Origin of the sequence: Paenibacillus sp. EKM206P, assembly GCF_011066155.1 — a bacterium.
Classification (GTDB): Bacteria; Bacillota; Bacilli; order Paenibacillales; family Paenibacillaceae; genus Paenibacillus; species Paenibacillus polymyxa_D.
This window is the reverse complement of the sequence record NZ_JAAMNQ010000005.1, coordinates 59,988-73,642: the sequence shown is the minus strand read 5'-3', so window position 1 is coordinate 73,642 and position 13,655 is coordinate 59,988. Positions and strand designations below refer to the sequence as shown.

At 46.4% G+C, this 13,655-nt stretch carries 10 protein-coding genes and 1 pseudogene; 3 read left to right on the top strand and 8 right to left on the bottom strand.

Features of this window, described 5'->3' with window-relative positions:
• Nucleotides 1-79: 79 nt before the first annotated feature.
• A pseudogene (locus tag G9G53_RS12630) lies at nt 80-375 on the top strand (MerR family transcriptional regulator).
• On the opposite strand, the gene G9G53_RS12625 reads toward G9G53_RS12630, so the two are convergent.
• Nucleotides 372-1,037: a methionine ABC transporter permease gene (locus G9G53_RS12625; protein WP_029514704.1), complete on the bottom strand. Its 666-nt coding sequence runs from the start codon at nt 1,035-1,037 to the stop codon at nt 372-374. The pseudogene G9G53_RS12630 and the gene G9G53_RS12625 sit on opposite strands and share 4 nt — an antisense overlap.
• A complete protein-coding gene (locus G9G53_RS12620; protein WP_069010766.1) occupies nt 1,034-2,056 on the bottom strand; it encodes a methionine ABC transporter ATP-binding protein in 1,023 nt (340 codons plus the stop codon). The genes G9G53_RS12625 and G9G53_RS12620 overlap by 4 nt, the downstream gene beginning before the upstream one ends.
• Before the next feature lie 261 nt (nt 2,057-2,317).
• On the opposite strand from G9G53_RS12620, the gene pdaA reads away from it, so the two are divergent.
• The gene (gene pdaA / locus G9G53_RS12615) at nt 2,318-3,115 is read left to right on the top strand and encodes a delta-lactam-biosynthetic de-N-acetylase (RefSeq protein WP_165147948.1); all 798 of its coding nucleotides are present in this window, start codon (nt 2,318-2,320) and stop codon (nt 3,113-3,115) included.
• 152 nt (nt 3,116-3,267) lie between these two features.
• On the opposite strand, the gene G9G53_RS12610 is transcribed toward pdaA, so the two are convergent.
• Complete coding sequence (locus tag G9G53_RS12610) at nt 3,268-4,968, bottom strand: glycoside hydrolase family 13 protein (protein ID WP_029514702.1); 1,701 nt, start codon at nt 4,966-4,968, stop codon at nt 3,268-3,270.
• Nucleotides 4,969-5,240: 272 nt separating this feature from the next.
• On the opposite strand from G9G53_RS12610, the gene G9G53_RS12605 reads away from it, so the two are divergent.
• Entirely contained in the window at nt 5,241-6,332 is a 1,092-nt protein-coding gene (locus G9G53_RS12605; RefSeq protein WP_165147945.1) for a hypothetical protein, read from the top strand.
• Nucleotides 6,333-6,551: 219 nt separating this feature from the next.
• Here the strand turns inward: G9G53_RS12605 and G9G53_RS12600 are convergent, their stop codons facing one another.
• The 5 genes from G9G53_RS12600 to G9G53_RS12580 form a co-directional block, all read right to left on the bottom strand.
• On the bottom strand, nt 6,552-7,340 hold the full coding sequence (locus G9G53_RS12600) for an SDR family oxidoreductase (RefSeq protein ID WP_029514700.1): 789 nt from the start codon (nt 7,338-7,340) through the stop codon (nt 6,552-6,554).
• An 18-nt stretch (nt 7,341-7,358) separates the two neighbouring features.
• Nucleotides 7,359-8,516, bottom strand: coding sequence for an SMP-30/gluconolactonase/LRE family protein (locus G9G53_RS12595; RefSeq protein WP_165147942.1), 1,158 nt, complete (start codon nt 8,514-8,516; stop codon nt 7,359-7,361).
• 153 nt (nt 8,517-8,669) lie between these two features.
• Nucleotides 8,670-9,683, bottom strand: coding sequence for a zinc-dependent alcohol dehydrogenase family protein (locus tag G9G53_RS12590; protein WP_069010760.1), 1,014 nt, complete (start codon nt 9,681-9,683; stop codon nt 8,670-8,672).
• Between the two features lie 360 nt (nt 9,684-10,043).
• Nucleotides 10,044-11,105 carry an EAL domain-containing protein gene (locus tag G9G53_RS12585; RefSeq protein WP_069010759.1) on the bottom strand — a complete coding sequence of 354 codons (1,062 nt, stop codon included), beginning with the start codon at nt 11,103-11,105 and terminating at the stop codon, nt 10,044-10,046.
• 272 nt (nt 11,106-11,377) lie between these two features.
• Nucleotides 11,378-13,480, bottom strand: a complete 2,103-nt coding sequence (locus tag G9G53_RS12580; protein WP_165147939.1) for a bifunctional 2',3'-cyclic-nucleotide 2'-phosphodiesterase/3'-nucleotidase — start codon at nt 13,478-13,480, stop codon at nt 11,378-11,380.
• Nucleotides 13,481-13,655 lie beyond the last annotated feature (175 nt).

The window sequence follows — 13,655 nt, the reverse complement described above, 5'->3', positions numbered from 1 at the left end:
TCGAAATAAGAAACGACAAGAACGCCCTATCCATTTACATAGGGCGTTTCTTGATCAGAAATCAGGAGGTGAAGTCTGCATGTTGATCGCAGAAGTAAGCAAAAAATTCGAACTATCTCAGGATACACTCCGCTATTATGAACGCATCGGACTTATTCCGCGTGTGAACCGTAATAAAAGTGGCATCAGAGATTACACGGAAGAAGATTGCAGATGGGTTGAATATATTAAATGTATGCGAGAAAAGAACTCCTAATAGAGCAGCGCAAGCAGCTCATTGCAAAAATGAAAGATATGAACAACGTATTGGAACGCATGGATTATAAAATTACAAGCTATGAACAGACAATAGGTGAAAAAAAACATCTAATTTAACCCCTGCGTGCTTTACGGGACAATAGGTTCCCCAAGGACTGAACACCTTGTACAAACAAGACTAGAATGATGACGGTAATCAGCATAACCAGCGTATCAAAACGTTGATAGCCATATGCGATCGCCAGATCGCCAATTCCGCCTCCGCCGACCGCACCAGCCATAGCAGTAGCACCAATCAGACCAATGGCTGCTGTCGTTAACGACAAAATCAGAGAACTGAATGCCTCAGGAAGCAAAAAGTATCGAATGACCTGGAACGGGGTCGCCCCCATCGCATCTGCTGCCTCCAATATCCCCGGATTCACCTCCAACAGCGAGTTTTCGACCAGCCTTCCGATATATGGCGCAATATATATAATCAAGGGGACAATTGCCGCGCTGGTCCCAATGGATGTATGCACAATCAGACGGGTTAACGGAATGATCGCAATCAGTAAGATAATAAACGGTAAGGAACGAACAATGTTAATGATCGGATTCAAAATATTGTGCAGCCATTTGTTCTCCAGAATTCCGCCCGGGCGTGTGATGACGAGTAAAATACCGATAGGGATACCGATCAGGGCGCCAATGAATAAGGATATGCTGACCATGAGCACGGATTCATACAAAGCTTCCCACAGTTGATCCCAGGTTATCGTGGTTCCTGTAATCATCATAGACTCTCTACCTCCTGAATATGGACTCCTTTGCTCTTGATAAAATCAACAGCCTGCTGAATGGAATGCTGTCCACCACGCAGTTGGATTGTCATATAGCCAATCGTCGTTTCTTGAATCTCCGTCATGTTGGCAAACAAAATGTTCACATGGATATCATGCTGCCGAATTAATTCATGAACTACCGGATCAGAAGCAACCTGTCCTATAAATTCCAGCTTGTAAATCCGCTGTGATTCTTGCTGTTCGAACGTTTGTAGCACACTCTCGGGTACTGCATCGTGAATGACCGTGCGTACAAAGCTCTGCGTCGTCGGGTGCTGCGGCTGTCCGAATACCTCCAGGACATTGCCCTGCTCGATGATTTCCCCTTTTTCCATTACGGCAACCTTGTTGCAAATTCGCTGAATCACCGACATCTCATGGGTAATGATCAATATGGTGATCTTGTATTCCTTGTTGATTTTGCGAAGCAAGTCGAGAATAGACTGTGTGGTCTGCGGATCAAGTGCCGAGGTCGCCTCATCACAGAGCAAAATGGATGGGTTGCTCGCAAGCGCCCGTGCAATCCCGACACGTTGCTTTTGTCCGCCGGAAAGCTCGTTGGGATAGCTGTCCGCCTTGTCCGACAATCCTATGAACGCCAAAAGCTCTTTCACACGCCCCTCTATTTCGCGTTTGTTGCGCTTAAGCAGCACCAACGGAATTGCAATGTTGTCGAACACCGTTTTTGATTCCAGCAGATTAAAATGCTGAAAAATCATTCCAATCTTCTTCCTTACCTTCCGCAGTCCAGAGGTAGAATAGGTATTTAACTGCTCCCCTTCAACAAGAACCTCTCCGCTGGTTACTTTCTCAAGACGATTGACCAAACGGATTAGCGTACTTTTCCCTGCGCCACTGAATCCGATAAATCCGAAGATGTCCCCTTTATCCACTTTGATATTTATATTTTTTAACGCTTCAATACTTAGGCCTTTTCTCACGTAGGTTTTAGATACATTCCTAAGTTCAATCATGAGTCCTAACTCCTTCCGTTCTTACAAGTATGTAAGATATTCTGAGCTGATGCTTTTCTTCGGCATAAACGATCGAATTAAATCCGAGTATTCTAGTGAGTTTTATAAAGTATACTACTTCGATTTAATATTCATGTCAATATGAGTTTTACATTCGGTCAAAGCATGTCCTTGCATAAATCAGTACGATATTGCAGATGGTATGAAATATGTCGAAGCATACACACCTTACCCGAACGGGACGAAAGCGGAGGAACATAGATGAAGCGAATATTTACCTTGTGGCTATGCATTGCAGTAACGGGTATGTTGGCAGTTACGGCGGAACCCGCATGGGCTACTCAGACTGTTGACGGACAGCCTTATCATTTTGGGTTTAAAAAAAGTAAAGGAGGGGAGCTGCCTTCCATCGCACAAGAAGGCTTTATGCACCTGATCGAAAGACAAGGTGGCATCTTTCTGGGGGATACGACTAAAAAAGAATTATTTCTCACTTTCGACAACGGCTATGAGAATGGGTATACTCCGAAAGTGCTGGATGTATTGAAGGCCAAAAAGGTTCCGGCCGCCTTCTTTGTGACGGGGCATTTTGTAAAAGACCAGCCAGCTTTGATGCGACGCATGGCGAGTGAGGGCCATATTATCGGCAACCATTCATGGAGCCATCCTGATATGAGCACCATTTCTTCGGCAGAGATCCGGTCTGAGCTGGATCGGGTACGAAATGCATCGGCAGAGCTAACCGGGCAAAAAGAAATGAAATATGTCCGGCCGCCTCGCGGCATTTTTAGTGAAAAAGCATTGGCTTCCTGTCGAGAAGCCGGATATACGAGCGTATTCTGGTCTGTGGCTTACAAGGACTGGGACACAAAAATTCAGCAAGGAACGGACTATGCCTATCGTCAAGTCATGCAGCAGCTCCACCCTGGAGCGGTCATTTTGCTCCATTCCGTATCCAAGGATAATGCCGAGGCGCTTGCTTCTATCATCGACGAGGCTCGCAAGCAAGGGTATGAGTTTAAAAGTCTAGACGACCTTAAGGTGAAACATTATCACTAAAAAGTAACTACATTTAATGAGACCATATCATAATGAGCCCGATCCACACCTGCCCATGGTAGCCAGTGTGGATTGGGCTTTTTAGTTTACTCCAAGGAAGGGAAGGCTCTATGGGCCTTCCCTTCCTTTTACCATTCTAAAGATAGCAAAGCCTAATGCATGGTTAGCTTATACACTCTGGCTTCATAAGGCCGCAGCTTCAAGGCATGCAGTTGTTCCCCTTGTACCGGTTCGTAGTTGGAGAGAAGTAGTTCCGCCTTGGCGGCAGGAAGCTCCTCACCTTCGGGCCAGTGGAACACCGGATCACGGTCAAAGAAATTCAAAATGACCAGCAAACGCTCTTTTCCCAACATACGAGTGAATACATACAGCTCTGTATCCAGTGGCAACAGAAGCTTGTATTCGCCATAGACTATGACCTCATGTTGTTTGCGCAGAGCAATCAACTTACGATAATAGTGGAAAATCGAGCCTGGATTATTTCTTTCAGCCTCTGCATTAATGTGTGTGTAGTTATCGTTAATCTTCATCCACGGCTCTCCATCGGTAAATCCGGCCGCAGGACCAGCATCCCACTGCATCGGAGTGCGTGCATTATCCCGGCTTTTTCGCCAGATTGCCGCCATAATCTGCTCCTCCGGCTCACCAATCTTTCGTTGCTGCTCATAATAGTTTAACGTTTCCACATCCCGATAATCATCAATCGACGGGAATGCAATATTCGTCATCCCAATTTCCTCACCCTGATAAATATAAGGCGTACCCTCAAGCATATGTGTGAAGGTTGCCAGCATTTTGGCGGATTCCACACGATATTGTCCATCATTCGCAAATCTGGAGAGAGCCCGAGGTTGATCATGATTGTTGAGATAATTGGCATTCCATCCTTCCTGATGAAGCACTGTCTGCCAACTGCTCATTATTTTTTTCAGCTCCACCAGCGTCCATGGCTTGGATTTCCATTTTTCCGTCCCTAGCCCTTGTGCATCAATAAACATGTGTTCAAACTGGAAGACCATATTCAATTCATGCCGCTGGTCTCCCACATAATCAAGCGCCTGTTCCGGTCCTAAGCCAGACGTTTCGCCAACTGTCATTAAGGGATAACATTCCAGCACCTTTTCATTCAGCATCCGTAGAAGCACATGTACCTGTTCCAGATTGGAAAAGAGCTGATAAGCCCGTACCAAGGTTCGTTTGTCGGGATTATCGGCATCCGGCAGCCCTTCGGCTTTGACAATATGGGCAATAGCGTCAAAACGGAAGCCATCGACTCCCTTTTTCAGCCACCATTCCACCATGCGGTAGAGCTCGCCCACCATCTCTTCATTTTCCCAGTTCAGATCCGGCTGATGCTCGGAATATAGATGCATGTAATATTCGTCTGTAAGCTTGTCATATTTCCACACTGAGCCAGAAAAATACGATTCCCAGTTGTTCGGATATCCGCCATTTTTGCCTGTTCGCCATATGTAGTAGTCCCGCTTCGGATTATCCTTGGACGAGCGTGACTCCGTAAACCACGGATGCTCATCCGATGTATGGTTTAATACCAAATCCATCATGATTTTGATACCTCGTTCATGCGCCTGGTGAAGCAGTTCGTCAAAATCCTCCATTGTTCCAAACTCATCCATAATGGCATAATAATCGCTAATATCATATCCATTATCGTGATTGGGCGATTTATATACCGGACAAATCCAGATAACATCAATACCCAGTTCACACAAATAATCCAACCTGGACAAAATGCCTCGCAAGTCCCCTTTACCGTCTCCGTCAGAATCCTGAAAACTGATCGGGTAAATCTGATATACAACGGCTTCCTTCCACCATATTTTTTTAGGCATGTTTCCCTCCTGTAGCTTCTCTGTACATCCAATAGCTTATGCTCTTAACATACACGCAATACCTGGCTGCGAATCGTTGGTGATTGGGAACAAGAGTCTTGTAAGCTTGCTTCGATGCATTAGCAGAACCGCTATAATCTGCGGAGGTTTATTTTAAAAAAATATTTTGTAAAACAGGTTGTATAAATGGATCTGGCGTTACCTATATTTATGAACTGCCCATATACATGTACCCAAAGCGGTGCCACTTTTGAATAAAAGGAGGAATTTACATGAACCATCGATCCAAGGAGCCAAAGGATCTGATTGTGGAAACTGCCGTGATCCCGCCCAACATCCATGTGGATGTGGAGTCAGCCACTGAGGGCGGAACACGCCGCCTGATGCTTAGCGATAACCCGGAGACGCTTACCCATGTGACGGTACCTACCGAGCAAGCCACCCTGTGGCATGACATGGTTCGCTCGACAACCCGAACAGTCAAACATCGCATTTTCGGCTGGCATTATAACAAAATCGACAGCCCTGTTAAACTGGGCATCACTGTAGAGAACAGGAGCGCTGCTAAACTGGAAGTACGCCATATTGAACGCGCTCTTAAGATTGTGCCTGAGGACGGCAACTGGATTATTGATGTCGGGCAGTCTATTGCCAAAAGCTGTTTGGCGGGTACGATGGAACGTGTGAAGCCAGCAGACCGTCATAAATTCGGCAAAGGCACCGCTCTGCTGGAGGAATTTGAGCTGCCCGAGGGATCGCTGGCCGGATTCATCTATGACCTTACCGTAGAATTTGCTGAAGGCCACGGTACGCTGGATTATGTGATTCGCACCGTGATCAGCAAGGACACGCAGACCGATCTGCGCCAGATTCATATGGATGCGCTTCCTCCCGTACCTCCACCACAGGCGCATCCACGAGGGGTGTGGTCCTTTTCCGAAACGAATGCGCGGATGCCAGAGTACGTGGTGGGACAGAGCGCAAACTATCGGGCGTGTGCCACCAAAAAGCTGAACGGTGAGGCTCCTGCCGATCTGCTGTTTACCGGGGCACGCAGCGAGCTGGGGCCTGCGCTAGATAATCGCGGACAATTCGGAACCATATACAACGCGACCATTCCCATCGTTAACGACAGTGACGAGGTACGTATCGTCAGAATCTACGCGAATCCACGTGGGGGCGCGTTCGCCGGGGCTGTACGCGTGGATGATCGTGTATATGGTATCCCTTTGCTACGAGATAATACCAAGGTATGCCGATTGGCTGATATCAGCGTTCCCCCCGGCAGATCCAGCTATTCTCTCAGCTTCATGGTTGCAGGTAGCGCAACTACGCCGCTAGGTCTGTACGTCATTACACTATAGCTGTGCTCACGATGACTGGATGAGCGAACGTGGGGCCAAAATGTTACGGGATATGGTCTCCTCTATAGTAAATGGAGCTATCCCAAAGTGGTTTTAAACTTTATTGGACAGTCACGCTTCATCATTAGTATAAAAAAGCGCGAGTGCAAGGTTATTCCCCCCTGTAGCTCGCGCTTTTTGGTTCATGCTCACCCGGTTTATGTCAGAATAAATATCGCTCTATTTGAACCGCTGGACCTGCCTCGAAGGCATAATGGTCAACTCTGGAATATTGACATGCTCCGGCTGCTCTAGTGCATAAAGGGCAGCTTCTGCAACATCATCGGGATGCAGCGGCAAAACGCTCGAAGCAAACGCCCGAATTTCCTGCTCGGGATATCCGGCCACCTGCGAAAACTCCGTCGCCACCGCCCCGGGGTGAATCGCAGTTACACGAATTCCTTGCGTACTGGTCTCCAAACGCAATGCAGAGGCTATGGCGCTAACGCCGTACTTGGTAGCGCTGTATAGTCCTCCTCCGGCAACCACTTCCTTCGCTGCAATAGAGGAGACAATGACAACATCCCCCTTGGCCTGTTCCCTCATTGGCTGAAGTCCGTACTTCAGTGTCAGGACAAGACCGTGCACATTCGTCTTGTAAAGCTCCTCCCAGCGCTCCAGTTCCACCTCTGCCAGCGGACTTCGATACCCGAAGCCGGCATTGGCAACGATAATGTCAAGCCGCCCCCAGCGTTCAAGAATGGCGTGGACCGCCTGCTGTATGTCTTCAGCCTTTTGGATATCGGCAGGTATTGCCATGACCTCATACAATTCCTCTTGGTGCAAGTCGCGAACCAATTCATCCAATCGCTCCTGACGGCGCGCCAATACAGCTACATACGCGCCACGCTTTGCCAGTTTTTTTGCAATCGATGCCCCAATGCCGCTGCTTGCGCCTGTTACCAAAGCTACTTTCCCGGCCAGGCTTTCCTTCGCTTTCCAGGATAATTTCAACTCATCCAATATCATGTTAAACCCTCCCCAAGCTTATTTGGTTAAAAGCACTCGATGAACACCCTGGCTGCCTCCAGGAGCTGTACCTATATATAAATATCCGTCATGGTTTACAGCCGTGGTTACCCCATAAAGCGAGCCTTCAGGATCATGCCAGCTTCCGATGAATTTACCCTGCGGATTAAGCTCCACAGCAAGTCCATGCTTCACAGGTGCGCTTGCACCGCTGAGCAGCGATTGAGGCAATTTGGCCATCATTCCAGCCAGCCACGGGCTTCCATGCATCTGATCTACAAAGGGAATACGTGTCGTGAAGAGACCGACCCAGAAATGGCCTTGATCATCACGCGTAATGTTATCCGGAAAACCGGCGAGATTATCCGCAAAAATATCCGAAGTCCCTTTCTTCGGCCCTTTGAGCCAGTATCGGGTCAATTGGTAGTGATACGACTCTGCCACAAGTACAAAATCTTCATCCGCAGACAAGGCAACCCCGTTCGCAAAATAAAGACCTTCCAACAGAACTGTCGTCTGCTTGGTCGCCGGATTATATTTCAGCAAACGTCCATGCGGCTTGTTCTCGGCGATTTCTTTGAAGACTACACTGCCATAATTGGAGGTGTCAGAAAAATAAATAGTACCATCTTTGGCAATATCCAGTTCGTTGGCCAAATAGATCGGTGTGTCGTCGACTTGATTGGCCAACACCGTCACGTTTCTGGAAGGATCTACCGACAGTAGCCCCTTCTTAACATCCGTAACGATCAGATTTCCACTTGCGTCAAACATAAGTCCATTGGGCGTTCCTTTGGTATCTGCATATAGCTGGGCCTTTTGCGGATTGCCCTTTGTATCAAAGGCAACCTTATAAATTTTCCCGTTGGAGTCTCCCGTATATAAATTTCCTTCCTTGTCAAAGGTGATAAATTCCGGAAACTTAGGGGCATCTGTAACAAGCTCGGCGGAGCTGAGTTTGTTGTTTTGTTGCCATGGACCCGCTTGTTCAAAAGAGGGGGCCGAAGGTGCAAGCCATTTTGCAGGCTGTACAGGGGAAGGGATGAGCATAAAAATAACCACTCCCAGAAGGATTACCGACAGCAGCGATAATCCGGTTCTGCGTACCCATTTACGCGGTTTCTTATTCTTTCTTCCTTGAGAATCTTTGACAGATAAATCAGGTTTACTGGGCATTAGAGTGCCTCCTATGTAATGTGAATAATATTTCAGCATTTTGCATAATTCAATTCCCAACGCTCGAAAGTACACTATATAGACGTACTAAACCGTTTCGATCTATATAGTGCTGATTTGAAATTGCTCTTGGGATTTATGCAAAATGCTCATTTATATTTGAACGACGATTTTACCGAAATACTGTTTTCCTTCAGCCAAAAGTGCGAAGGCTTCGCCGATTCGGCTGAGCGGGAATACCCGGTCGATGACAGGATGTAAACGATGGCGGGAAATGGCACGATTCATGTTTTCGAAATGTTCCCGGTTACCAACCTGGCTGCCGCGAATCGTCGCAGCCTTCTGCAAAATGCTGGTGACATCGAACTCAGGAATGGTCAAGCCCGATAAGAATCCGACCATGCTCACAGTCCCTCCAGTACGAAGTGCATTGATGGATTGCGCCATTGTTGCCGCTCCCCCTACATCCAGAACATGGTCGACTCCGCCGCCTGTCAGCTCCAGAGCTACCTTATCCCACTCTGGAACCTCCGAATAGTTGATTGTCTGCCATGCGCCGAGAGCCTTTGCCCGTTCCAGTTTGTCATTGCTGCTCGATGTGATAATTACCCTTGCTCCCGCCATCAGAGAAAATTGAAGCCCAAAGATGGAAACACCGCCTGTTCCTTGCAAGAGCACCGTATCCCCCGCTCGCAGCCCGCCGGATTCCATCAGCATGCTCCATGCGGTTAATGCCGCAATCGGCAAGGTGGAAGCCTCCTCCCAAGAAAGGTGATCCGGAATGGCGACGACCCCCTCTTCATGCAGAACGATATATTCAGCCGCCACTCCACTGAGCGGGCCTCCCAGACTGTCCTTTAAGACCTCCGCTCTCGTGCTCCCGCCAATGAATTTCTGTTGTAAATTTGCCGCTACCCTTTGTCCAACCTGAAATTTTGTCACCCCTTCGCCCACAGCTACAATTTCACCCGCTCCATCGGATAACGGAATGAAGGGAAATTGAATGCCGATCGGCATGACTCCGTTGATAACTACCAAATCACGGTAATTGAGGGACGCTGCCTTTATGCGGATCAGAACTTCCAGCCGTCCCGGCACCGGTGTGTCAAGTTCCATCAAGGTTAACTCTTCAAAGCCAAAACCGTTTTTCAGTTGCACTGCTTTCATTTTGGTTGTCCTCCCTGTAATGTTAAACCTTTTACCTAATATAGATACAGTGTATCACCAAGGAAACACCGTTTCTTATATAGTACACTGTATCCAATTCTCTTCAAAACGTCAATCTTTACTTTTTAAAAAAAACGGTCGTAAACTGCTTCCGGGCTTTTAACGTCCCTTACCAAGTAAAATTGGAGACTGGATGGCTTTGCTTGCCAGAGCTTGTTCAGGTGGGCAAGCATGACCAAAAAACGCGAGTTGCAGGGGTGAAATAACCTCTGCACTCGCGTTTTTTACATTAATGCTAATACGACAGCCTTATTTAAGCTCCAATTTTTATAAACTACATCTACTTAAATTTGTTCCTGACTATATTACGCTGCTAAGCATAAAATTGGAGGGCGGACCGGGCTCCGGCTTGCCAAACAAATAACCCTGAGCCAGTGACACACCTGCTTCACGACAAAATTCAAAATCCTCTATCTGCTCTACTCCTTCAGCCAACACTTGGCCTCCAAAACGAAAAGCCGATTCTACAATTCCTGTGATTTGCCGCTTCTGATTACTGTTACTATGACAGCCGTCAATTATGCTACGGTCAATTTTGACATAATCCGGCTGAAGGCAATTCATAAGCTCTGTCGTAGAATAGCCTGCCCCCACATCGTCCAGGGCAACTGAAACTCCTCGATTACGATACTGCTCAAAGATATGATGCAAAAAATTAAGGTCGTCTATCTCTTCCGTTTCTACGACCTCAAATACAAAATCCTTCGTACTCATGGATAACCGATTAATCGTCTCAAAGGTGTGATTCAAGCAATAAGCCGGATTATAAATGGTGGAAGGGAGAAAGTTAATAAAACGTTTAATCCCCGCCGGAAGGCATGTTGCACTTTTTTCAATTGCGGAAAAACGAGCCGAGCGATCCAGATGAGCATGCAAGCCAGCTTCACGGGCGATTTCAAACAGTCGGAAAGGCTGAAAAGGTCTCTCCGCATGTGACGGACGCAGCAAAAACTCAAACCCGATAATATCCAGCTTGTGGTCAACAATAGGCTGCATATGGCTGGAAAAACTTTGATCCTTAATAATACTCACGATATCCGGATGTTGCAGTCTGGCTTGCAATTGACTAAATAAAAGCCAGTCCTCATATCCTTCGACATGATGCAAGCCAGTCACCACAACTTGTATATGGTTCAAGTATTCCTGCGGCAGACGAGCCAGTTCGTTAACCAGCTGTTCCAACTCTGAACGGCTGTCATAGCGAAACTCTATGCCGCCCTCACGCTCATGTTGCTGCTTCATTTGTTCCGATAGCATACCCAAACCATCTAATGCTGGAGTAAGCGACACCCTGGAATACCTAATTCTAAGCAATCCTTGATCCTTTATAGGTAATATGATGCTGCAATTGCTGCATGTCATAATGGTCCTCCTCGGAACAATTTTCCGGTTTTTTCACCATTATATCACAAATAACTAGAACAAAAGTACTATATAATTACGTTTTTTTACAAAAAAGCAGCTTGTTCTTAACGATAACTTAGGACTTAAGTACATATTCGACAAAAACAAAACCTTTTTACACTCATAATAATTCGGGGCCGTTTTTTTTAATATTAAAAAAAGCAGCAAATCTCTTGGTTAAAGAGACTTGCTGCTTCATTCTGATATTGAGTGAAAACTAAAATTCGAAGTTATTTGGACGCCTTTGGCTTTGTTGTTTTAGCTGGTTTAACAGCCGCCGGTTTGGTCGTTTTAACAGCTGGCTTTGCTGTTGCTTCCGCGGGAGCCACAGCTTCCTTTACAGGAGTCGTTGCTGCACTAAGCCTAGCGCCAGCTTTTAAGCTGTATTTGGCAAAACCGTCTGCCGCGCTGCTCAAGTATGAAATTTGTTGATTGCCTGCCAGCACGTCTTTGGCATCAGGAGAGGACTCGAAAGTAACCTTTGCCTGACCAAAAGGAGCAATAGACCAGTTGCCATCCGCCGATGGATTAATCGTTCCGTTCGTACGGATATAGTCAACAACGACTTGACGACTTTCATCCGGTGCTGCCATCACAATTCGTTTGCCATCTGGGTTGGCCAGTTTGGATGAGGAAGCACGATAGTTATTGGTTGCTACGATAAATTTCTGCACAGGATCAATAGCCTTCCCATTGTATTGCAGATCCTTGATACGATGCGCTGAAGAATCAATAATAGTTCCCTTGGCATCATATCGTGCAGGCTGCGTTACATCAATCTGGTAATTCACACCGTCAATGACATCGAAATTGTAGGTTGGGAAATCTTTGTTGATCAGCGATTGCTCCTCAGTTTGCTTTGGATCAATACGGTTGAACTGACCCGCAGACCACTCCAGCCATTCCTGAATTTCAGCACCGGTCACTTCTACAGCATGAACCGTGTTCGGGTACACATACAGGTCGGACACGTTTTTAATCGCTACCGTACCTTCAGGAATATCAGTGTAATACTCGGCTCCGTTTCGACCGCCGGCCTTGAATGGAGCGCCTGCCGACAATACTGGAAGTTTTTCGTATTCAGTTCCTTTGAGATGGTTTTGAACATACCATTTCTGTGCATTCGTCACAATTTGAATGGAAGGGTCGTCCTGCACTAATGCAAAATAACTGGTAATTGGCGCCGTCGTTGTTCCTACAGGCTGGCGAATATAATCCAGCGTTCCTTGATGCTCTTCTTTGACCGCATCAATCAGTTTAAATTCAGGGATAAACTGCACAGTCTGATTAGTGGTGCTCACAACCGGACGCACTTGAGATTGAGAGTTAGTCACGTTCCACTCGCGATTTTTCTTTTCTAGGCTCAGGTCAATGATACCCAGATCCTTGCCCCATGAGGAAGCTTCCACGGCTGGTACCCCATTAATGGTTCCCTTATCCAGATCTACACCCTTCATATCTTTAAAATCAGGGCCAGGGAAAGATTTATGAGCATGCCCAAACAGAATAGCGTTAATTCCGTCCACCTGGCTCAAATACTTAACGGCATTCTCCATCAGTGGCGTTTGTGGCACATCCTCATAACCGGTATGCGCAAGCACGACAATAATGTCAGCACCTTCCGTCTTCATTTGAGGAATAAACTTTTTCGCCGTTTCCACAATATCCTTCGTAACGACTTTATCCTTCAAATTGGCTTCATCCCACTGCATAATTTGAGGTGTGACCAGACCGATCACACCCACTCTGAGTGTATGCTCTTCGCCCTTCTCGTCCGTTACTGTTTTATCAAGAATCTGATAAGGGGTAAAATAATTCTTAGTAGCTTGGCCCCCTTTATCAACATAAACGTTCGCATTTACATAAGGAAAATCAGCTCCCTTGAGCGATTTGTCCAGAAAGTCGAGACCGTAGTTGAATTCATGGTTGCCCACTGTAGCTGCATCATAGCCCATCAGGTTCATCATCTTGTAGACCGGATGGACACCGCCTTCTTTCTCAAAGGTTTTGTTGCGGGCCATATAATCGCCTAATGGGTTGCCCTGCAGCAAATCACCATTATCGAACAGCATACTGTTTCTTGTTTCACTACGTGCCTTCTGGATCAAGCTAGCTGTACTAACCAAGCCATACTCGTTGGTTTCTTTGTCCGAATAGTAATCGTAGTTCATCAGGGACGCATGGATATCCGTTGTTTCCATGATCCGCAAATTCACCGTAGCGCTATCACGAGAATCACTAGCTGCCCAGGATGGAGCGGCTGAAAACACCAGCATGCTACAAGCTACAACTGCTGCTGTAAACCCTTTAAACCAATTTTTACGTAATAACAAAATATACCCCTCCTCATTAAGGTGTATGCCTCATATACATACTTTTGCACATATATGTAAGCCTTGAACTCACCATTTCTATTTTAATCCAACGCCAGACAAAAGAGTAGTCATTTACTTAAAATTATTTATGAAAAAATAATTAATTTTCTCAAACATAAAAAAACCAGCAAAC

Coding starts and splice junctions, on each gene's coding strand:
- G9G53_RS12625 (WP_029514704.1), bottom strand. CDS start 1,037: ATGATGATTACAGGAACCACGATAACCTGGGATCAACTGTGGGAAGCT.
- G9G53_RS12620 (WP_069010766.1), bottom strand. CDS start 2,056: ATGATTGAACTTAGGAATGTATCTAAAACCTACGTGAGAAAAGGCCTA.
- pdaA (WP_165147948.1), top strand. CDS start 2,318: ATGAAGCGAATATTTACCTTGTGGCTATGCATTGCAGTAACGGGTATG.
- G9G53_RS12610 (WP_029514702.1), bottom strand. CDS start 4,968: ATGCCTAAAAAAATATGGTGGAAGGAAGCCGTTGTATATCAGATTTAC.
- G9G53_RS12605 (WP_165147945.1), top strand. CDS start 5,241: ATGAACCATCGATCCAAGGAGCCAAAGGATCTGATTGTGGAAACTGCC.
- G9G53_RS12600 (WP_029514700.1), bottom strand. CDS start 7,340: ATGATATTGGATGAGTTGAAATTATCCTGGAAAGCGAAGGAAAGCCTG.
- G9G53_RS12595 (WP_165147942.1), bottom strand. CDS start 8,516: ATGCCCAGTAAACCTGATTTATCTGTCAAAGATTCTCAAGGAAGAAAG.
- G9G53_RS12590 (WP_069010760.1), bottom strand. CDS start 9,683: ATGAAAGCAGTGCAACTGAAAAACGGTTTTGGCTTTGAAGAGTTAACC.
- G9G53_RS12585 (WP_069010759.1), bottom strand. CDS start 11,105: ATGACATGCAGCAATTGCAGCATCATATTACCTATAAAGGATCAAGGA.